This window comes from Alkalihalobacterium alkalinitrilicum (assembly GCF_002019605.1).
In the GTDB taxonomy this organism is placed as follows: Bacteria; Bacillota; Bacilli; order Bacillales; family Bacillaceae_F; genus Alkalihalobacterium; species Alkalihalobacterium alkalinitrilicum.
This window is the reverse complement of the sequence record NZ_KV917368.1, coordinates 3,539,916-3,561,095: the sequence shown is the minus strand read 5'-3', so window position 1 is coordinate 3,561,095 and position 21,180 is coordinate 3,539,916. Positions and strand designations below refer to the sequence as shown.

The following is a 21,180-nucleotide window of genomic DNA, read 5'->3' as shown; positions in this document are numbered from 1 at the left end:
TTATTGAAGGAGAGATTATTCATGGGTAAATATTTTGGAACTGATGGAGTCCGTGGAGTTGCGAATACTGAACTAACACCAGAATTGGCGTTTAAATTAGGTCGCATAGGTGGATACATATTAACCAAAAACACACAAAAGCCAAAGGTATTAATCGGACGTGATACACGATTGTCTGGTGAAATGCTTGAGGGGGCCCTCATTGCAGGTTTACTTTCCATCGGAGCAGAGGTTATGCGCTTAGGTGTAATTTCTACGCCAGGTGTTGCTTTTCTTACAAAAGCTTTAAGTGGTCAAGCTGGAATTATGATTTCAGCTTCGCATAATCCAGTTGCCGATAATGGAATTAAATTTTTTGGTCCAGATGGATTTAAATTATTGGATGATCAAGAAAAGGAAATTGAAAGACTATTAGACGAAGAAGATACATTACCACGACCAGTTGGAGCTGAATTAGGGCAAGTAAATGACTATTTTGAGGGAGGACAGAAGTACCTTCAATTCTTAAAGCAAACCGTACAAGAAGATTTTTCAGGCTTAAGTATTGCTCTTGATTGTGCTCACGGTGCGGCATCTTCTTTAGCACCTCATTTATTTGCTGATTTAGAAGCGGATATTTACACAATGGGAACATCACCTAATGGTGTTAATATTAATGATAAAGTAGGTTCGACTCATCCAGAAGTGCTTTCCGCATTTGTTGTTGAAAAAGGAGCACATCTCGGACTAGCATTTGATGGTGATGCTGATCGATTAATTGCTGTTGATGAAAAAGGAAATATTGTAGATGGCGATCAAATTATGTTTATTTGCGCTAAATATATGAATGAGCAAGGTTGGTTAAAGCACAATACCGTTGTATCGACGGTCATGAGTAATTTAGGGTTTTATAAAGCAATAGAAGAAGTTGGGATTGAAGCCAAACAAACAAGTGTCGGTGACCGTTATGTAATGGAAGAAATGCGTAAAGGCGGTTTTAACCTTGGTGGGGAACAGTCTGGCCATATTATATTTTTAGACCATATTACAACGGGGGATGGTATGTTGTCGGCTCTTCAATTAGTCAATATCATAAAAGCAACAGGTAAGCCATTGTCTCTACTTGCAGGTGAGATGAAAAAATTCCCGCAAGTACTTGTCAATATTCGAGTAACAGATAAAGAAGCGGTTCAAGCAAATGAAAGAGTTTCACAAGTGATTGCAAAAGTGGAGGAAGAAATGGCAGGTAATGGTCGTGTACTTGTGAGACCTTCTGGTACAGAACCATTAGTTCGTGTCATGGTCGAAGCAAAAACAGAAGAGCTTTGTGAACAGTATGTGAACGAAATTTCTGACGTAGTACGAGAAGAAATGGGAATATCGGAGTAAGTGATAGCGGCACAAGACGTGCCGCTTTTGCATATTTTTAATATTATATGATCTGAAATTGAAAATTTTTTTGAGTTAATATGTCGTGGGAGTTTTTTACAATTTTTATTTCAATTAGGAAATGGATTGACCAATTTCAGTTTCATATTGTATGATTATCTTTGACTTTGAAAGGAGATTGGAGGTCAGACAACTGTATTTTTTAAAGCGCCTGAACTATTCACGGATGAGAAGAATAGTTGACGAGGAAGGGGTTTATCGATGATCGGCGGATGCCCCTCGGTTGAACATCACAACCGAAAGTTTTTGTAAAAAACAGAGAGGTGACTTTCTGTACAAAATCAAAAACATTGATGCACTAAACGGTATTAACTAAGAGTGGGGGCAAGAGAATGCCCTAGGGTTATGTAAATTTACATGGGTGTTACTTGCCTCCCGATCATAGGAGGAAATTAACCATGTGCGGAATAGTAGGATATATTGGAACACAAGACGCAAAAGAGATTTTATTAAAAGGGTTAGAGAAGCTTGAGTATCGTGGGTATGACTCTGCAGGGATTGCCATTGTTAATGAAAAAGGAGTGCATCTTTTCAAAGAAAAGGGGCGAATAGCCACTCTTCGAGGAATTGTTGATGCGAATGTAGCTGGAACAGTCGGAATCGGCCACACTCGTTGGGCGACGCACGGAGAACCGAGTAAAGTGAATGCTCACCCGCATCAAAGTACTTCACATCGATTTACGATCGTGCATAATGGCGTGATTGAAAACTATGAACAACTGAAACGTGATTATTTACAAGATGTAACGTTTGAAAGTGATACAGATACAGAGGTTATCGTACAACTCGTAGAAAAATCCCTTAATGAAGGGCAAACGGTAGAGAAAGCCTTTCGCCAAACATTATCACTTTTAAAAGGATCGTATGCAGCTGCATTGATCGACGAGAAAGATCCAGAGAAAATTTATGTAGGTAAAAATAAAAGCCCACTCTTGATCGGTATTGGTGATGGTGTCAATGTTGTGGCAAGTGATGCAATGGCGATGTTACAAGTGACAAACACCTTTGTTGAATTAATGGATCAAGAGATTGTAATTGTGACGCGTGAAAACATTGAGATTAAAAACTTAGCTGGAGTTACGATCGCGAGAGAACCATTTACAGCTGAGCTAGATGCTAGTGATATCGAAAAAGGAACGTATCCACATTTCATGTTAAAAGAAATCGATGAGCAACCCGTTGTTATTCGTAATATTATTTCTAAGTACAAAGATAGTAATGATAAGCTTCAGTTAGATGATAATATTCGAGAAGCAATGAAAGTAGCGGATCGCATTTATATCATTGCAGCAGGAACAAGTTATCATGCGGGGTTAGTTGGAAAACAACTAATTGAGCGTCTTGCGAAAAAACCAGTAGAAGTTCACATTGCGAGTGAATTTTTATATAATATGCCATTGTTATCAGAAAATCCACTCTTTATCTTTATATCACAAAGTGGTGAAACAGCAGATAGCCGAGGTGTTTTAGTCAATGTACGAAAACTCGGGTATCCTGCCTTAACGATTACCAATGTACCAGGTTCTACATTATCGCGTGAAGCGAATTATACCCTTCATACGTATGCAGGACCAGAAATTGCAGTAGCCTCAACGAAAGCTTATACAGCACAAATGGCGGTTCTGGCTATATTAGCAGCGGACACAGCAATTGCTCAAGGATTAGATATCGATTTTGATCCGATCTATGAGTTAAGCCTTGTAGCCACATCGATTGAAGCGTTATGTGATCAAAAAGAATTGATTGAGAAATTAGCTCGTGATTATTTATCGACGACACGTAACTGTTTCTTTATTGGCCGTGGGCTTGATTATTTTGTCGGTTTAGAAGGTGCTCTTAAGTTAAAAGAAATATCGTATATCCAAGCTGAAGGATTTGCTGGTGGAGAGCTAAAGCACGGTACAATTGCACTGATTGAAGATGGAACACCTGTAATTGCATTAGCAACACAAGAACACGTTAACTTGAGTATCCGAGGAAATGTGAAAGAAGTTTCAGCACGTGGAGCGAACGCATGCATTATTAGTATGGAAGGTTTAGATGATGTAAATGATGCATTTGTTATTCCAAATGTACATGAAGAGCTTACACCGCTAGTTAGTGTCATTCCATTACAATTGCTCGCTTATTATGCAGCATTACACCGTGGATGTGACGTAGATAAACCACGTAACCTAGCAAAGTCGGTTACCGTGGAATAATCTCGAATTTGATTTTTTTGTTCACCGACAATAATGTGGGTAACCACTGTTATTACTTCTAAGTCTCTTTTCAAAGAAAAAAGATAGGGAACTAAACTTAATTTACAAGTATAACATCAAAAAGGAGTTGGTATGAGCCGACTCCTTTTAGTATGAATAATGTTAAATAAATGTTTAATTAAATATGTGTTGTGTCGCTTTCTTAAGGTATACAAACGAAAGATGCCGATCGTTTCAATGAATATAAAATGAAATATAACCAAGTTAGTTATGTCTTTACAACGTTATTAGGAGCCGAAAAACATGTACATACCTCAACACTTTAAAATCACAGATAACATGATTACGACATTATGATAGAAAGTATGAAATTGGTATTACTATTTGAGGACCTAGCTAATGAAGATTTTTTTAATAAACAAGCTAAATATTTAGGAATATATAGAACTTGTGTCATAACGACATTAAAATGCAGAGAGTAACCTCTGCATTTTATTAGTTGGGGCATGCGAGCTGACACATATCTTTTTCCCTCAAAAAATTCATGAAAATCCTTGCTGTTTTTCCAGGTTGGTCGGTGCGGATTAAATGAATAACTTCGACATCATATGAAGTATTTACGCTTCAAAAACTTGAATGATTCATTTAAAAGGGTCGCGGTAAGTTTGATTTAATCTGGGATTCTGTGAATGTTTCGAGAAAATCAACATTTACAGATATTTTTCTCTAAAATAGCTTACTACTAACATCTTGAAATATATTAAGGGTAATTGTATAGACGAGATATACGCCTAAATACGCTCCTGTTAATAAGAAAAAAGGGTTTAGTAGGATACCGTGTATATTCGTCATGAACACGGTGTTATCATGTAGAATTTGGTAAATTGCAAGAGATAACATATTTCCAAAGGTCAGTGCAGCTAATATAGCTATTAAGTTAAAAATCAATCGGAATTTGGACCATTTATTTTGCATGATTACCATAATCATTGGAACAACAAAACTACCTAAAATTAAAAGTACCTTCACTTCAATCACCTCATCATCAGTCTTGTCTATATGATTAAGGCTTAAACGAATTGGAAGACGTATTAATAATTGAATTGCATGATGTAAAAGTACAAATTACATGAAAAAATTACCGGGTTTATAAACTCAGTTTGCGAAGATAATATTATTAAATCTAATTAAGGAGTTGATTTCTAGTGGCAAACAATAATTCTTCAAACCAACTAGTAACACCTAATGCACAACAAGCAATTGATCAAATGAAAATGGAAATTGCGCAAGAATTTGGTGTACAACTCGGAGCTGACACAACCTCTCGATCAAACGGATCTGTAGGGGGAGAAATTACGAAGCGATTAGTACAAATGGCCGAGCAACAACTTGGTGGATTTCAACGATAATAGGTGAAAAGGGAGAAAGAGTATAAGCTCTTTCTCCCTTTTTTGAGCCTTTTCTAACCATTTGTTAATTGATTACTTTGTTTTCTTTAATAACGATTTGATTGCTGTAAAATGCAATCCCTCATGGAAAGAGATAAAACCTACTGCATCGGAAACATTATCAAAGCTTGTACCAAATAAAACGAAAGGTTTGGAGAAAGTAGTATCTCCATAGTTTTGACTTAGCTTCTGTACAGCTTCTAATTGTTTCTTAGACATCTCAACGATTTCTACAACAGAAGGTGGTTCTTCTGTCCACCCTGAAGGGCTAGTACCCATATCAAATAGTGTTTTATATAGACTTGGTAAGACAGGCTCGTAATGATCGGAATGGCTTAAGACATTTTCTGCGATAACGAGCACATGCCCAGCATTCCAGCGTATTGAATTGTTGAAGCCTTCTGGAATAGCATCCAGTTGGTGTTCTTTTGCAGCTTGTAGTACTTGTAGATTTGCCGATCGGGCAAAAGTAAATGCGGTAGTAGCCATTAATAAACCCCCTAATAATTTTGACTATTTAGATAATATTGTAAACGATTTTATATAAAAAGAAAAATAGTTTGTCCCGCAAATCAGCAAATAAATGTTCAAATGTCTGCTTAGAAGGCAGTATTTAAAACGGAATCCGTATGGTATATTTATCCTGTAATAAAAAAGTGGTTGAGAGGAGAATACCGATGATTGTAACGACAACCCATATTTTACAGGGGAAAGAAATTGAAACTTATTATGGAATTGTTAGTGGGGAAGCAATAATGGGGGCAAATGTTGTTCGTGATTTTTTAGCTGGAATAACAGATATCATTGGTGGCCGAAGTGGTGCATATGAAAGTAAGCTTGCTGAAGGGCGAGAGTTGGCCATTAAAGAAATGGTGGAGAGAGCACGGCGGATGGGTGCAGATGCGGTTATTGGTGTTGACCTTGATTTTGAGACATTAAGAGATGGTATGATGATGTGTATTGCGAGTGGTACGGCAGTTAAAATAAAATAAGAACATAGTAAAGTGAAGGTGTATCCATGTTTCTTTTTGGAGTACCTTCACTTTTTACATGTTTAATTAGTTTGTATACTCTTTTTGGATGAAATGGATTTAATAATCGAGTGAATGAGATGTTTAGGAGCCATTTCACCGCCAGAAAAAAGTTGGATCGCAGATTGTCGCGAGAGTAGTCTTTTTGTTATCTTTTCTTCACTCCACCCACGGTTGTACAGTGAGGTGGTGTCTTGAATAAGTTTTTGAAGAAAGGATTGTTTTGCTTTGAGTGCTTCATGTCCATGCCCTACGATCCCAGCATGACCACAAAAGACGGTATCAAAGTCATAGGACAAGATGTTACTCACAGAATGATATAGTTGCGGAATAGATTCACCTTTCATACCGTACAATAGGCGCTTTCCTAAAAATAAGTCACCTGAGAAAAGCCAACCGTTTACCTCATTTACGAGACATATATGGTCAATGGAATGGCCTGGTGTTTTGACAATCGAAAATTGATATTTATCTGTGGAGATAGAGTGTTCTACAATGTCTCCTTCAATAGCTTTAAGCTCTTTTCCCCAAATTAAGCGACGGTATAAAGGAATAGTAGGGGACGTTTTTAATAAGTCAGCGGTTAAAGAGCTCGTCCTTATCGGTATATTAAAAAGCTTAGATAAGGTATCGGCATTGCCCGAATGATCTTCATGAAAGTGAGTTAGAATAATTTGTTTCGGTTGTACTTCCTTAGCAAATTCTACGACAGTATCTTTTACACACATTGGTCCAGTATCAATAAGTAAACCGTCCACGTAATAAACATTAAACGTAAAAACGCGACCGAACTTTTTAATTGTCCCGTGTAAACAAATTACATCTTCATGTGTTGTAATGGTTTTAGAAAGTTTCATTGATATCACCTAGTTTTTTTATACTTCCAATAATATTAATTTCTCTTCATAGATAAAGTGGAACTTCCATCAGTGAGGGTTTTCCTCTTCCCTACTGAAGGTTAGTTGAGGCCCACACGATCTGGGTCACACAGACGTTGCCGCAGGACGTGGCGTCTTTAGTCTGTGTTGACTTTGTCTTTACTGGCAGTTAATCCCCACTTATCCTTCTTTGCTTCATCAAGTCTAAAGTGGGGGTATTACTGTTGTTGCGGAATAAAATAACATATATATCAATATTTCCCTTTATTAGCCAAAAACGTGTTCTTCTAATGAGACTTATTGAGTATATATTTTACCACAATTTATGAACAACATTTACACCATTTTGCGTTTGTGAAATTTCTAGGACAATGATATATTTAGGGAGACGAAACTTAATTTTGGAGGTAGGTTTATGCATGAATATTTAATTGTTTTGAATAAGGACGAAGATACCATATCCATTGTTGAATTAGCAACAAACGAAGTAGTTAAAACGATTGATACTGACTATAATCCCCACGAAGTAGTAGTAACTCCAGACGGTAAAAAGACATATATAACGTGCTCGTTAGGAAATAAAATCAATATCATGAATAATGAAACGTTTGAAATAGTAAAAACGTTAGAACATCCTGAATTCAACTTTCCGCATGGACTCGGTGTTACAAATGACGGAAAAAAAGTTTTTATGGCCTCTACATATAGTGAAAAAGTGTTTATTATCAATAGTGAGACGGATGAAATTGAAAAGGTATTTCCTACATATCAAAAATTATCTCATATGATTTCGTTTTCTCCAGACGGGAAAACAGTCTACGTACCTAATATAGGTTCTGATAATATGACAGTTATTGATGTAGAAAAAGAGCTAGTTATTAACCACTTTCCAGTAGGGAAAGCACCAGAAGGTGTAGCGGTTCATCCGAATGGAGAGCAATTGTATGTAGCTAACCAAGGGGACAATAATTTATATGTGATAAATACAGAAACATTTGAAGTCGAACATAAACGTCGTATAGGAGAGATACCAATTCGAGTAGTATTTTCACCAGATGGAAAGTATGCCTTAATTCCTAATCGTGAATCAGGTGATTTATCAATCATAGATACGGCACATAAATTAAAAGGGAATGTTCGTCCTTGGGAAGTGAAACGAATCCGTGTAGGTGTTTGGCCTGGGGGTACCGTGTTTAACGAGGATGGAACGTTAGCTTATGTTGCCAATAACAAAACTAATGATGTTTCGGTCATCAATATGGAAACGTTAAAGGAAGATAAAAGAATAGACGTTGGTATCCACCCTGATGGAATGGCATACATAAAAAAATAAAACGTATTAAAAACCATGAATAAATGAGAATCCTATTATGTAAAGTCCACTACATAGTAGGGTTTTTATATGCTAAGAAGGAGGGATCTTGAAATGAAAAACACAATAAACTGGGGGATTTTGGGTGATTCTAGTATTGCAAAGAAAGCGGTCATTCCAGCAATACAACGATCAAAATATGCGGAAGTTGTTGCTATAGCTAGTCAAAAAGGAGCGCCACAAGAAACGGCAGAAGAATTTAATATTGCAAAAGCATACTCATCATACAATCAATTATTAGCCGATTCACAAGTCGATGTTATTTATCTCCCACTGCCTAATGCTCTTCATAAACAGTGGGTCATTGAAGCTGCGTTAAAGGGCAAACATATCTTGTGTGAAAAGCCAGCAGCGTTAACGAGTGCAGAAGCAGAAGAGATGATTATGGCTTGTCGGCAAAAAAACGTACAATTCATGGAAGCATTTATGTATCAATTTCATCTGCAACACCGTCGCGTACAAGAAATCATAGCATCAGGGGAAATCGGAAAAGTAAAACAAATGAATTCCTCATTCACCTATTTGCTCAACCTAGAGGAGGATAATATTCGGCTCAACCAAAATCTTGGGGGTGGTAGCCTATATGATGTCGGCTGTTATTGTATCCATGCCAGTCGTTCCATATTACAAGTAGAACCTATTTCTGTGTACTGTGAAGCTAATATAGACTCTAGAACAAATGTTGACGTTACCGTTCAAGGTGTCCTGTCTTTTCCTGAAAACGTCGTGGCGACGTTTACTTGTAGTTTTGAACAGTTTCCAATGAATGACTATGAGATAATTGGTACGAAAGGAAAAATTGTTGTTCCACATGCATTTCGACCCGATAAACGAAATGGAGTAGGAGAAATCATAGTTACAACTAATGATGGAGAAAGAAGTGAAAAAATAGAGACGGATCAGTATCGAGCTCAAATTGAATATTTCTCAAGTGTAATCTTAGAACAAACCGAGCCTATCTATAATGGACAACAAACAATACAAAATATGCGGATTATGGATGCTTGTTTTCAATCGATGTCTCAAAAAAGTAGAGTAGAAGTTACCTCTTAAATAAAATATAATTGTATGTCGTTAAAACTTTCATTATACTATTGGGATAGCAGCAATGACAGGAAGGAAGCAAATAGATGAGTAAACAAGAAGTATTACCCAGAAAAACATTCGCTATTATTTCTCACCCCGATGCAGGGAAAACGACCTTAACAGAAAAAGTGTTGTTACTCGGTGGAGGAATTAGAAAAGCAGGGACAGTAAAAGGGAAGAAGTCAGGTGTCTATGCCACATCAGACTGGATGGAAATTGAAAAGCAACGTGGAATTTCTGTTACATCAAGTGTCATGCAACTCGAATATGAAGGTGTTCAAATTAATATTCTAGATACTCCTGGTCACCAAGACTTTAGTGAAGATACATATCGAACCTTAACGGCAGTAGACACTGCGGTCATGGTGATTGATGGTACAAAAGGTATTGAGGCGCAAACGTTGAAGTTGTTTAAAGTATGTAAGATGCGAGGAATTCCTATCTTAACCTTTATTAATAAGCTCGATCGTGAAGGAAAAGAACCATTAGACTTATTAGCTGAAATTGAAGAAGTATTGGAAATGGAAACGTATGCGATGAATTGGCCGATTGGTATGGGAAAAACATTAAAAGGCATTTATAACAGAACGGATCAGTCGATTGAAGTTTTTATTGAAGGGCAAGAACATCAAGTAGTGAGTCTTGAAGAAGCGGGGCTTCGTGATTATGAAACCGAAAAGTTAGATGAAGATATCATGCTTCTTGATGAAGCGGGTAACGATTTTGCTATGGAAAAAGTAAGAGAAGGAAAGATGACGCCAGTATTTTTTGGGAGTGCCCTAAGCAACTTTGGGGTTCAAGGTTTTCTTGATCAGTTTGTTCGTTTAGCATCCCCACCACAACCGAGGCAGTCATCAAAAGGGGAGATACAGCCAGAATCCGCTAAATTTTCTGGGTTTATTTTTAAGATCCAAGCGAATATGAACCCAAAACATCGTGACCGAATTGCGTTTCTACGTATTTGTTCAGGTTCTTTTGAACGAGGGATGGATGTAACTCTTGCTCGAACAGGCAAAAAAATAAAGCTTGCTCAATCTCATCAATTTTTTGCTTCAGAGCGGGAAACGGTGGATACAGCTTATGCTGGAGATATTATTGGAATTTATGATTCAGGTGTTTATCAAGTTGGAGATACGTTATTAACAGGGAATGAAGTATTTCAATATGAGGAATTACCACAGTTCCCACCTGAGCGCTTTGCGAAAGTCTTGGCAAAAAATGCTTTAAAACATAAACATTTTCATAAAGGTCTTCACCAGCTTGTGCAAGAAGGGACCATTCAGTTGTACCGTACACCTTACTTTGATGATTATATTTTAGGGGCCGTCGGGGAATTACAATATCAAGTCTTTGAATACAGAATGAAAAATGAGTACAATGTCGACATTGAGTTGAATTATTTGCCACATTCACTTGCACGTTGGGTTGTCGAAGGAGAAGTGACGGATCGAATGACCGATAGTCGAAAGCTTCTTGTAAAAGATTTACATGAGCGAACTGTTATATTATTTGAAAATGACTTTACGTATAATTGGTTTGTAGATAAGTATCCTGAAATAAAGCTTTCTTCTGGTTGGGATATGTTATTTTAAGAATTTGACTCGTCAAGCTTAGCTAAGGCTTTAAACAGGTTATTAGAAAACAAAAAGCTGATTCCTAATTGGGGTAGGTATATAGATATAACGATTGCTGCTAAAAGAGTTGCAATCGTTTAGTTCGTCTATAGCCTGAACACTAAGGAAATCAGCTTTTTTATTTAAATGATTTGAGCTGTATTTTGCGTGTTTTGTTCAGTAATCCATTGAAATGTTAGTTCAAATAACTGTTGTTCAAATGTATAGCTTGAAAAGGTGTGATCTGCCTTTTCGATGTAAGAATAATGCGTAGTAGAAGTAGTTTTTTTATTACTAAAAGCTTGATAATAGTCAAATGCATTCTCTTTAGGAACATCCTCATCCAACGCTGCATGAATGATATATGCAGGCCCACGGTAGTTTTGAACACTTTTCAAAGGTTGATGCAGTTTTAAATCCTCAAAAAAAGTAGGGCTTAAATAAAATCCGTTGTAATCATAAGCACCTTCTTCTTTTGTACGAATTACCGCTTCTTGGCCTGTAATTCGTACAATATCCGTGTATGGTCTTGCAACAGGAGACCAAAGGATTAACTGTTTAATTCGCTCATCACGACTTGCGGTTAAAGAAGAGACTGCTCCTCCTAAGCTATGACCAACAATGGTTAAAAAGTTAGGGTCTACGCTATCTATAGATAAAACATAGTCAATAGCTGATTGTAGTTCTTTGATTTGATTAGATAGGGTAACTTGACCGTAGTCACCTTCACTCTCACCACATCCACTAAAATCAAACCGAAACACGAGGTATCCACGCTCTGAAAAAAATCGAGCAGCTTTAACAAATAGACGATGCTCACCGACTTTACTGCCTACAAAGCCGTGAACAAAAATAATGGCAGGTGCTTTTTCTTTTACTGACATTTGTTGTGGATAATGAGTCATAGCCGATAATTGTAGACTTCCTGATGGGAAAAGAACGGGCTTAATCAAGTATAACGCCTCCTAATCACAATAAAACTTATTAGTTTACTTGGGATTAGTATAATGGGAACAACAAAATATTTCAAGACAAATCTTTGAAAAAAGAAAAAACTGAGATTAGAGCTTTAATGCTCTAACCTCAGTTTTGTTTTGGTCAATTTGATGATCCCATTTTTGTAAAGAAGAGATTGCTTCTTCATACATTTGTTTGTTTACATGTTTTGTACCATTTTGGTCATAATGAATATAGTAAGCTAATCCTTCTCCCGTTGTGTGGATACTAACTCCACGAATTTTATCTTTTTTCATATTGATCGACTCCTAAATGTAACTTGTATGTAAATAAGACAGTAGCAATTAAAAGTAAGCGTAAATAACCATACAATTGTATATAATACATGATAATCTTCTATAAATAAATATAGATTTTTTAATAAACATTATCTTTTTATGCAAAGGTAAAATAATTCTAAAACAAGTCAAAAAAATATTATTTTAGAAAAATGTAATAATGCAGAATTTTCTAGGTTTTTAGAAGTAAAAACTTTCTACTTTATCTTAAAATTTGTTTTGTTATATAATATCGTAGGAGAGAAAAAAGGATATAGGGGATGAGACAGATATGAAAAAGTTTTTAGTAGTAGTAGCAGCAGGTTTGCTATTAGTTGGCTGTGGCACGGCAGAAAATGAGCCAGTAGAAGAAGCAGAGCAAACAGGAGCACCAGAAACGGAAGAAGTGACTGAAGAAGAAGGCTATTTAACAGCTGAAGAGTTTATTGAAAGAGCTCCTGAAGGAAAAACATATAGCTCGTATGCAACTGAATTACTTTTATGGGGTTCTGCACAAGAAGTACGTTATATGGACACAATTGATACAGATAAAGAAGAGTATGGTGCTTATAAAGTTGATATCATCAAAGTCGAAGATGGTTTTGTTGCCGTTGCTTTTGATGGTGAAGAAATTACAGGATCATGGACATTTGAAACAGTTGAAGAACTGAGAGAAGAAATTCAAGTAGAAGCAACTGAATAATTAGTAAAAAGTGAGGAGAGGAATTTCCTCACTTTTTTTCAATATTTTTACTCGATGGTTGTGTTTTATATCGAATAATAAGAAAAAGGACTACAAGTAGTAATATAATAAATAGGTATATACTAAACTTTAAAAAGTATTTTTCAACAATAAACCATTTATTCCCAAGTTCATGTCCTAATGCAATAAAAATAAATACCCATGTAAACGCACCTGTGTAGGCAAATAATGCGAATTTAACTAGCCTATACTTAGATATTCCAGATAAATAGCCTGTGATGTGACGTATCCCAGGAATGAAATAACCGATAAAAAGAAGGACAGGTCCATATTTATGAAAGAGTTGTTGGGTATATTCAATTTTCTTATGCGAAATATGAAAACGTGGTCCATACTTCATTAAAAATGGTAGTCCAAGTTTTGCTCCTAAAAAGTAACTAATTGTAATGCCGATAGCCGAACCTATAAATGCAGATAAAATGGCTAAAAAGTAAGACATCTTGCCAAGGTATGTATAATAGCCAATCAATGTAAGTAATACTTCATCTGGTATTGGAAGACCAACGATCCCCCCCATAAGTATTAATACAATCGCAATATAGCCATATTTCATTATTAAAAATTCAAATAATTCCATAATGTCCCTCAATCATAAGGTTTTAACGTACAATGTTAATTTATTATAAACTGATTATTTCATATACGTAAATGACATTTTCAATAGAGATTAATTATTCGTTAATAGAAATGGTCATACTCCTTTACGAACTAAGTGAGTAGGTAAAAAAGAAGGTGTATAGGATACCAACTCAAGCTTTAACTAGTTACATTTGACTATTCTTCAATGACCTTCTTGGTATTTTAAGGTATACTGATTGTAAGAAAAAGTGAAATCATTCTATTAATATTTTACTAATATAGGCTAACCAGGTGAGGTAGTTTCATGTACATTTTCTTAAAGGGGGCTTTTCATGTTTAAACGTATATTACTTCCAGCTGATGGGTCAGAACATTCCATAAGAGCTGCGGAAAAAGCGATCACAATTTCAAAAGGAACCAACGAAGCCATGGTAACGGTATTATATGTAGTCGATGGGAATATTTCAAAAGCGGATGTGCTAAAGAATTGGGATGCATTAGGGATAGCTTCACAAAGAAAAGCGAAGCTAAGTGCAATTGAGCAACAAGCGAAAATGGAAAAAGTTAAGTATGAGATCAAAATTGTTCGGGGTGAACCAGGAGCTGCTATTGTGAAATACGCAAATGACCATCATTATGACTTAATCGTGATGGGGAGTAGAGGATTAAATGTTCTACAAGAGATGGTCCTAGGAAGTGTCAGTCATAAAGTAGCCAAGCGTGCTCATTGCCCAGTTATGATTGTAAAGTGATATTTTGAAAAGTAAAAATTGTAGATGTAATAGTATCAATTCCTCTATCATTCAGCCAGAGGACTCCTTCCTCAAAAATTCGGTTAATTTTAGGTGAACTGGCGGTTTTCAGGACTAGATTTCGTTAAGAAATTAAGTAGCGGGAGTATTCATTTTAATGTATTTAATATAATTGTAATGTTTGAAACCTTGACAAATTTTCAATATTTTTTTAAAATTCAGACATATACATCTTAAGTAGTGTAGAACAGCCTACCGAAAAGGTTGTTTTTTTGTAGCTAAAGATGAAAGCGTTTACAAATAATCAATGGAATGGGGGATGAATGTTGAAACGTGCTAGCTATTCGAAGGAGTTCAAAGTTAAGGTGGTGAAAGAAGCAATTGAAACAGGAAATAAATCATTAATTGCTAGAAGGTACGTGTTAAGTGTCGGATTAGTACATCGTTGGGTGGTTGAATACGAAGCAGGTAAATTCCAAAAAAGACGATTCAGAGGCAATGTTGCTCTAGAAAAATAGCCATGCTAAACGAAAAACTCATTATACTACACTAGAAACCCTTCTTTTCTTCCTTCTACAATATCTCCTAGTATATAAAGTTCATAGTTGGCTCGACGATTTAAAATCTAGCCGTACGAGCGCTTAATCAGTTTGTCTTAATGCTTTACATTTATTTTGCTATTCCCTATGCTATAATGTGATACAGAAAACGGTCAGGGTGGTGGATGGCATTTGAAATTATCCAATAGAGCACTATTTCTACTAATAGCGGGAATTGCGTTACTTTATGGTTTTTTATATTGGATTATTGGCAGTAGATTTGTCGAATAAATTGTGTTGTCAATTTCCAAACTTTCACATAATCTTATCTTCAAGGAGATAAACAAAAAAATTGTGTAGGAAGCTCACAAGGTTTCTCCCTTTTGGGCTTTTTTTGTGTTTTTTTACTTAAAGAAAATGTGGATAGTAGGTGGTAATGCCATTATTTTGCTACTTTTTAAGTAAATCCTACTTTCTATGTAACGTACACATGCGTTTATCGTCTGTACTAAGGGGAGGTGTCCTTTTTGGAGAGCACATTTGATCGACTATATGAAACGTATCACCAGTCATTATTTCAATATTTATTTTATATGGTTCGCAGCAGGGAAACAGCAGAAGAGCTAGTTCAAGAAGTTTATATAAAAGTTCTCCAGTCTTATACTACTTTTGAAGGGAAAAGTAGTGAAAAGACGTGGTTGTATTCGATTGCGAGGAATGTCGCAATTGATTGGATTAGAAAACAAAACAGGCAAAAAAGAAAATGGTTAGGCTTACTTGGACCTATTGAAAAGGTAGATATTCGTGATCCCGCCCCCTTACCAGAAGAAATTGTAACGCAATCGGACGAATTACGTCTAATTTATAAAGGACTCGAACAATGCTCTACTGATCAACGACAGGTCATTGTATTAAGGTATGTCCAGTCATTAACAATTACTGAAACAGCACAAGTGCTAGGGTGGACGGAAAGTAAAGTGAAAACGACAACACATAGGGCGATTAAAGCGTTAAAAGATTATGTTGGACAGCCAAGTTTAGGAGCAGTAAAGGAGGGATAACATGGACAAAAAAGATAATTTTGATTTCGAAGAGTTTGAAAAAAAGCTCAGGCAATTACCAAAAGTAGAAGATAATCGTTCGAAAGAAGTCATATATCAAAATATAAGAAAACAAATGAATACTGAACCAATGAAGAAAAGAAAACAGTGGCTCGTACCGACAGTAGCCAGTACTTTTGCTGCTTTTCTCTTGATTTTACTCATTCCAATGATGTTAAGTAATGAAAGCAATGAAAGTGAAGAAGCCTTACCAGTCACCGAGGAAGCAGAAGATAATGAAATGTTTGCTATTGAAGTTGATGAAGTAAATGAAAATGCAGCAACAGAGCAAGAACTATATATTTCAGCGTTAGTAGATGATATTCTTCTTGAAAACCAGCGGATTGTGACGGTACCATTTGTTGATGAACAGGCAAACTTTATAGTTCCTGTAAGTTTTATCGTAAGAGATGACGATGCCATATTGCATCAAATGACAGCTATTCTTGAAGAGTATGATCCGTCTTACATTGGATTAAGTGAATCTCCTCTTAAGGGTGTAACATTTGAAGAAGTGTCAGACACAACAGTTGCAGTTGATATTCCAGAAGTGCCTATTGGATCTGCTAATGAGAAAATATTGGTCGAGGCAATAAAAATGGCGATCAGACCGTTATCCTATAGTTTTGCTACCGTCTTAGTAAATGGAATAGAAGGAATAGATATCGGACAGTATGGTCCGCTAGACAGCTTAGATGTAAAAAGTTTTGTTTCGGGATATTATTTTTATGAAAGTGCTAGCGGAATAAAATTATTAGTAAAAGGTCCAAGTGAAGAAACAGGGGCCCTAGATTTTGAGGAGAATTTACAAATGATGCAATCTACAAATCAAGGTTTATTTCCTACAATCCCAGAAGAAGTGGTGATTGAAAGTGTAGTAGAAGAGAAGTCAGGTACTACAACAATTACATTTTCGAATGATACAGATGTATTAACGACTCCAACCCCATTAATGATGATTGAAGCTATATTATTAACAGCTAGAGATTCTGGCATCCAAGAAATTCGCTTTGAGAATATTGGGGTTGAGGAATTAGGCCATTATAAGTTTAATGATGCAATTTCTACAAAAATCTACCCTAATGGTGTTGCTTATCGTTAAAACAAAAAATGAGGCTGGCGTTATGACCAGCCTCATTTTTTCTTTCAAGGTATAGCAATTAAGCATTAGAAACTTGCCGCTGGTCTTCTAATAAAAACAGAGACTAGTGGGAAATGTGAAAGTCGAAATTTGCTTTCCTGGGAAATAAACTGTCGGAAATACTAAAATGATGTATGTATAGTTCCGTGAGTATCTAAAGTAAGGAGCATTGTGGAAAAACCTGTAGCTGTAACGGCAATAACGGATAATAGAACCTCTGTAGGTGTAATGACAAAAATCCCACCGATAACAACAAGAAAGTCAATAATGAAAATCATAATTCCGATATTGACCTTCGTTTTCTCAGCAATCATTTGCGCTAGTAGATCGAACCCACCTGTACTAATATCTTCTCTAAACATAATGCCGACTCCAGCTCCTAATATAAGGCCGCCTAAAATAGCACTGAGTAGTGGATCTACTTGATAAGGGAGAACTAGAAAGCTAAACCAATCAATAAACAACGAAGAAATGATAAAGCCTGGAATACTGTAAAAGAAAAAAGCGCGATAATAGATCCATGCGAGGATGTAAATGGGAATGCTTAACAGTATAATTGAAAATCCGACGTCTAGTTCCCAAACATAATGAATAATTAATCCAACACCAATCATGCCACCATCGAGAATGTGGTGAGGAATGAAAAACTGGTTGATACCGTAACTAATTAAAAGACTACCAATAAGGATGGCGGTTAAACTTTTTAACATGAGAAGCACCCTTCGCATTTAGAGTTTAGGAGCTTGGCCCTCTAATATGTAAGGTATATGCATGTCTCATTTTCTTAGAACAAAAATAAGAAAGAGGCAGTGAACGTATCGGGTTCGGTTTAAGAGTACAAAGTAGAAAATAACACACCAAATAGCAGTTCAATTAACCAATAGAATTGGACGCTATTCAACTAACGAAGCAGGGGTGAAAAAATGAAGAAAATATGGCTTATTTTTATTGGCTTTATATTTCTGGTGGCTTGTTCAACTGATGGGACAAGTAGTACGATTTATGGGTTTGTTCAAGATGGACATGAAGGACCGGAATGGTTACTACCAAATTCTTATCAAAATAACTATAGATAATTCGTTTGAATTGGTTTCAAAATATGTAAGAGAATCATCTGATGAGCATATGTACTTTTGGCATGCGCCTTCAGCTAGTGAATATCCATTTGAACTTGATACAACACGAGAAATTCTTGAAGAAGATGTACCAACTATCGAGATTAGACCTGTCAATATACATCAATATATTTATATGGAAAATTATTTTTCTTTTGATTTAACTGAAACGGAAGCCCAAGAGATTATGGAAGAAGTTAAACAGGAAGCTGAAGATAAATCTGAAGTATACCTCGAAGAAATGAAAGAAAAATCAATGGAGATGTTAGAGGTCGATCCGAAAGTTTATACCAATGAAGAGTATGATATCGATCCTTTCACTTATATGATTGAAAGTGAATCAAAACAAGGCGTGATTCATTACGAATTGTTTGGGGAATCAGAAAAGGACTATATAGAGTGTTGCTTGTGAATTATCTCACTTCAACAAACGGGTGTTTTTTGTTGAAGAGGACATTAAAAAGAAACGCTCTGAGTTTTTCACACTCAACGCGTTTTTCTATTGCTAATTATAATGTGTTTACCTTGCTGATTTGGTTGGTAAAAGCAATGTTATCTTACGTTCTATTTGTAATTTTGCACTTCAAAACCGAACCCGTTACAGTGAACGCCGCTTCTTTAAAAGTCTTACAATAAATGCGTAAGTAATGCACTCGCAATCCCGAAATATATCAAGAGTGAGAAAATATCATTTAATGTAGTAATTAGAGGACCAGATGCTACTGCTGGGTCGACTCCAACTCGGTAAAGAACGAGAGGAATAATTGTTCCAGCCATTGTTCCGATGATTAGGGTGATCAATAAGGAGACACCGACAACTATTCCAAGAATGAAACTTCCTTGCCATATATAGGCGATGAGGAGGATTAGAATTCCACAAACAATCCCAATTGTTATTCCAACACGAAATTCTCGTAAAATTAGTTTGATCACCGTTTTTCGATCAACCGTCGTTGTAACAATCCCCCTTACGACAACGGCAAGTGATTGAGTCCCTGTGTTTCCAGTCATACCAGCAATCATTGGCATAAAAAAGATAAGCGCTAGTACTTGGTCTAATGTCTCTTCAAAGCTATTTAAAATTTGACCAGATACAAGCCCAATAAAGAGAAGTAATATGAGCCAAGGAAGACGTCTTGCGGAAGCGGTTAGAGCTTTTGTATTAAAATCTATAGATTTACCAGTAGCTGAAAGCTTTTCAATATCTTCGTTAGCTTCTCTAATCACAATATCAATTGCATCATCGACGGTTATAATACCTAGTAATGTATGTTCATTATCAACGACAGGGACTGCGATGAAGTCGTATCGTTCAATAATTTGAGCAACTTCTTCTTGGTCGGCATCTACAAGTACTGATATCACACGATTGAACATAATATCGGATATTTGGTCATCGATATGAGCGATAAGGAGGTCACGATAAGAGACAACACCAACCAGCTTTTTTTCCTCATTAATTACATATAAATAATAAATGTTCTCTGACATACTTGCATATAACTTGAGTTTATCTACTGCTTCTCGAACAGTAGCTTGTTCTTTAATCCAAATAAATTGGTTTGTCATCAAGCCGCCCGCAGTATCAGCAGGATAACTCATAAGGTCACGAACTGTATCCGATTCTTCTTGTTTCATAGCATTAAGAAATTCTTGAATTTTATCTACTGAAAGGTCATTCAGTAAGTCAACAACATCATCATTATCCATTAAATCCATGACCTTTGAAGAACGTTCAATCCCGAGTTTGTGGAGGATTTGTATTTGAAGTTCTCTCTCTAACTCTGCAATTAATGCTGCGATTTGATTAGGTGTTAAAAAGGTTAGAAATTTATGATGGTGTTTATCGGGTAACCCCCGATACAATTGTGCAAAATCATATGGATGAAGCTCATCTAAAAGTTGTTGCAGTGACCCACGTTTAGATTCCTTTAAATATTTTATAACCAAAACAAGCATTTGGTTTTCGGACATATTTGCAATCATGTTATCACCTACTCGAATTCGTTCTATATAGTATGCGTCATTTATTGGATTTGAATGGATAAAACCCTATTAAAATGTACAAGAACTTTTGGTAATAGTAAACATTTTTAATAAAAAAACAAAAGTTAATGATACATTTAGGGTCGTTAACCTGTAATTAGGTGTTAAACAAGTAGGTTTAGTGTATAATGAAAAAAATGTGATGACGGGGGGCGTATGTGATGGGCATGCAATACGATGATAAAGTGAAAAATAGATTGAAACGTATTGAAGGTCAAGTCCGAGGCATCCTTAGAATGATGGAAGATGAAAAAGAATGTAAAGATATCGTTGGACAAATGGCTGCAGTTCGTAATGCCCTTGATCGTGCAATTGGAGTAGTTGTAAGCTCTAATTTAGAAGCTTGTATTCGTGAACAGATTGAAAATGGTGAGAATACAGAAGAGACGATTAAGGAAGCAGTAAACCTGTTAGTAAAAAGTAGATAACTTTTTTGAAAGTATGAAAGAGGCTGACTCAGGAAAGTGTTAGGCTCTCAAAACGATCGATAATCGAGTGGTCGTTCAATGAGGGTTACTAATACTAATGTGTCAGTCTCTTTTTGTTTTGTATTGTATGAAGGTTGATGTCTAGTGAGGGAAAGAAAATATATCAATTTTTCTCAAACGCTATAAATGGTGTTTATCTAATAAGAATAAGTATAGAGGACAGAGTTCATCGCATAATAAAGGGAGAACAACTATGAAATGGAGCGTTAGCATGTTCTTCCTAAAGAAAAACTCAAGCAACAACCAACGTTTAACACGTATGATTATGAAGATTACTTAAAACCGAAAATTAATATAGAAGATAGTAAGAATATTTCTAAGAATCA

General features: G+C 36.0%; 22 protein-coding genes. 14 read left to right on the top strand and 8 right to left on the bottom strand.

Annotation, left to right across the window (positions count from 1 at the left end; translation table 11 throughout):
- Positions 1–21 precede the first annotated feature (21 nt).
- Entirely contained in the window at positions 22–1,368 is a 1,347-nt protein-coding gene (gene glmM / locus BK574_RS17175; protein WP_075389083.1) for a phosphoglucosamine mutase, read from the top strand.
- A 458-nt stretch (positions 1,369–1,826) separates the two neighbouring features.
- Complete coding sequence (glmS, locus tag BK574_RS17170; RefSeq protein ID WP_078429439.1) at positions 1,827–3,629, top strand: glutamine--fructose-6-phosphate transaminase (isomerizing); 1,803 nt, start codon at positions 1,827–1,829, stop codon at positions 3,627–3,629.
- 726 nt (positions 3,630–4,355) lie between these two features.
- Here glmS and BK574_RS17165 read toward each other — a convergent pair.
- The gene (locus tag BK574_RS17165) at positions 4,356–4,658 is read right to left on the bottom strand and encodes a transposase (RefSeq protein ID WP_078429438.1); all 303 of its coding nucleotides are present in this window, start codon (positions 4,656–4,658) and stop codon (positions 4,356–4,358) included.
- A 176-nt stretch (positions 4,659–4,834) separates the two neighbouring features.
- On the opposite strand from BK574_RS17165, the gene BK574_RS17160 reads away from it, so the two are divergent.
- Positions 4,835–5,038, top strand: a complete 204-nt coding sequence (locus tag BK574_RS17160) for an alpha/beta-type small acid-soluble spore protein (RefSeq protein ID WP_075389088.1) — start codon at positions 4,835–4,837, stop codon at positions 5,036–5,038.
- A 72-nt stretch (positions 5,039–5,110) separates the two neighbouring features.
- Here BK574_RS17160 and BK574_RS17155 read toward each other — a convergent pair whose 3' ends face one another.
- Positions 5,111–5,566, bottom strand: a complete 456-nt coding sequence (locus BK574_RS17155) for a DinB family protein (RefSeq protein ID WP_078429437.1) — start codon at positions 5,564–5,566, stop codon at positions 5,111–5,113.
- A gap of 188 nt (positions 5,567–5,754) precedes the next feature.
- Between BK574_RS17155 and BK574_RS17150 the strand changes: the two genes are divergently transcribed.
- Positions 5,755–6,069, top strand: a complete 315-nt coding sequence (locus BK574_RS17150; protein WP_078429436.1) for a YbjQ family protein — start codon at positions 5,755–5,757, stop codon at positions 6,067–6,069.
- Between the two features lie 62 nt (positions 6,070–6,131).
- On the opposite strand, the gene BK574_RS17145 is transcribed toward BK574_RS17150, so the two are convergent.
- Positions 6,132–6,965, bottom strand: coding sequence for an MBL fold metallo-hydrolase (locus BK574_RS17145; protein WP_078429435.1), 834 nt, complete (start codon positions 6,963–6,965; stop codon positions 6,132–6,134).
- A gap of 436 nt (positions 6,966–7,401) precedes the next feature.
- Between BK574_RS17145 and BK574_RS17140 the strand changes: the two genes are divergently transcribed.
- The 3 genes from BK574_RS17140 (at position 7,402) to BK574_RS17130 (ending at position 11,036) form a co-directional block, all read left to right on the top strand.
- The gene (locus BK574_RS17140) at positions 7,402–8,319 is read left to right on the top strand and encodes a YncE family protein (RefSeq protein WP_078429434.1); all 918 of its coding nucleotides are present in this window, start codon (positions 7,402–7,404) and stop codon (positions 8,317–8,319) included.
- Between the two features lie 93 nt (positions 8,320–8,412).
- Positions 8,413–9,411 carry a Gfo/Idh/MocA family protein gene (locus BK574_RS17135; protein WP_078429433.1) on the top strand — a complete coding sequence of 333 codons (999 nt, stop codon included), beginning with the start codon at positions 8,413–8,415 and terminating at the stop codon, positions 9,409–9,411.
- A gap of 77 nt (positions 9,412–9,488) precedes the next feature.
- The gene (locus tag BK574_RS17130) at positions 9,489–11,036 is read left to right on the top strand and encodes a peptide chain release factor 3 (RefSeq protein WP_078429432.1); all 1,548 of its coding nucleotides are present in this window, start codon (positions 9,489–9,491) and stop codon (positions 11,034–11,036) included.
- 164 nt (positions 11,037–11,200) lie between these two features.
- On the opposite strand, the gene BK574_RS17125 is transcribed toward BK574_RS17130, so the two are convergent.
- Together BK574_RS17125 and BK574_RS17120 are read right to left on the bottom strand one after the other, a co-directional pair.
- Positions 11,201–12,010 carry an alpha/beta hydrolase family protein gene (locus BK574_RS17125; RefSeq protein ID WP_078429431.1) on the bottom strand — a complete coding sequence of 270 codons (810 nt, stop codon included), beginning with the start codon at positions 12,008–12,010 and terminating at the stop codon, positions 11,201–11,203.
- Positions 12,011–12,118: 108 nt separating this feature from the next.
- A complete protein-coding gene (locus BK574_RS17120; RefSeq protein WP_075389095.1) occupies positions 12,119–12,310 on the bottom strand; it encodes a hypothetical protein in 192 nt (63 codons plus the stop codon).
- Positions 12,311–12,623: 313 nt separating this feature from the next.
- Here BK574_RS17120 and BK574_RS17115 point away from each other — a divergent pair, with 313 nt between their 5' ends.
- Positions 12,624–13,034 (top strand): hypothetical protein, encoded by a 411-nt coding sequence (locus BK574_RS17115; protein WP_078429430.1) that lies wholly within the window; start codon positions 12,624–12,626, stop codon positions 13,032–13,034.
- A gap of 28 nt (positions 13,035–13,062) precedes the next feature.
- Here BK574_RS17115 and BK574_RS17110 read toward each other — a convergent pair whose 3' ends face one another.
- A complete protein-coding gene (locus BK574_RS17110) occupies positions 13,063–13,671 on the bottom strand; it encodes a DedA family protein (RefSeq protein WP_078429429.1) in 609 nt (202 codons plus the stop codon).
- Positions 13,672–14,005: 334 nt separating this feature from the next.
- On the opposite strand from BK574_RS17110, the gene BK574_RS17105 reads away from it, so the two are divergent.
- From BK574_RS17105 to BK574_RS17090, 4 genes are all read left to right on the top strand, one after another.
- Entirely contained in the window at positions 14,006–14,425 is a 420-nt protein-coding gene (locus tag BK574_RS17105) for a universal stress protein (protein ID WP_078429428.1), read from the top strand.
- Positions 14,426–14,748: 323 nt separating this feature from the next.
- The gene (locus tag BK574_RS17100; RefSeq protein ID WP_078429427.1) at positions 14,749–14,943 is read left to right on the top strand and encodes a transposase; all 195 of its coding nucleotides are present in this window, start codon (positions 14,749–14,751) and stop codon (positions 14,941–14,943) included.
- Between the two features lie 548 nt (positions 14,944–15,491).
- Positions 15,492–16,025, top strand: coding sequence for an RNA polymerase sigma factor SigX (gene sigX, locus BK574_RS17095; RefSeq protein ID WP_078429426.1), 534 nt, complete (start codon positions 15,492–15,494; stop codon positions 16,023–16,025).
- Position 16,026: 1 nt separating this feature from the next.
- Complete coding sequence (locus BK574_RS17090) at positions 16,027–17,166, top strand: hypothetical protein (RefSeq protein WP_078429425.1); 1,140 nt, start codon at positions 16,027–16,029, stop codon at positions 17,164–17,166.
- Positions 17,167–17,327: 161 nt separating this feature from the next.
- Here the strand turns inward: BK574_RS17090 and BK574_RS17085 are convergent, their stop codons facing one another.
- Positions 17,328–17,915, bottom strand: a complete 588-nt coding sequence (locus BK574_RS17085) for a YitT family protein (protein WP_078429424.1) — start codon at positions 17,913–17,915, stop codon at positions 17,328–17,330.
- Positions 17,916–18,153: 238 nt separating this feature from the next.
- Between BK574_RS17085 and BK574_RS17080 the strand changes: the two genes are divergently transcribed.
- A complete protein-coding gene (locus BK574_RS17080; RefSeq protein ID WP_158211687.1) occupies positions 18,154–18,732 on the top strand; it encodes a hypothetical protein in 579 nt (192 codons plus the stop codon).
- Between the two features lie 215 nt (positions 18,733–18,947).
- Here the strand turns inward: BK574_RS17080 and mgtE are convergent, their stop codons facing one another.
- Positions 18,948–20,306: a magnesium transporter gene (gene mgtE / locus BK574_RS17075; protein ID WP_075389105.1), complete on the bottom strand. Its 1,359-nt coding sequence runs from the start codon at positions 20,304–20,306 to the stop codon at positions 18,948–18,950.
- Positions 20,307–20,533: 227 nt separating this feature from the next.
- On the opposite strand from mgtE, the gene BK574_RS17070 reads away from it, so the two are divergent.
- Positions 20,534–20,794, top strand: coding sequence for a metal-sensitive transcriptional regulator (locus BK574_RS17070; protein ID WP_075389114.1), 261 nt, complete (start codon positions 20,534–20,536; stop codon positions 20,792–20,794).
- Positions 20,795–21,180 lie beyond the last annotated feature (386 nt).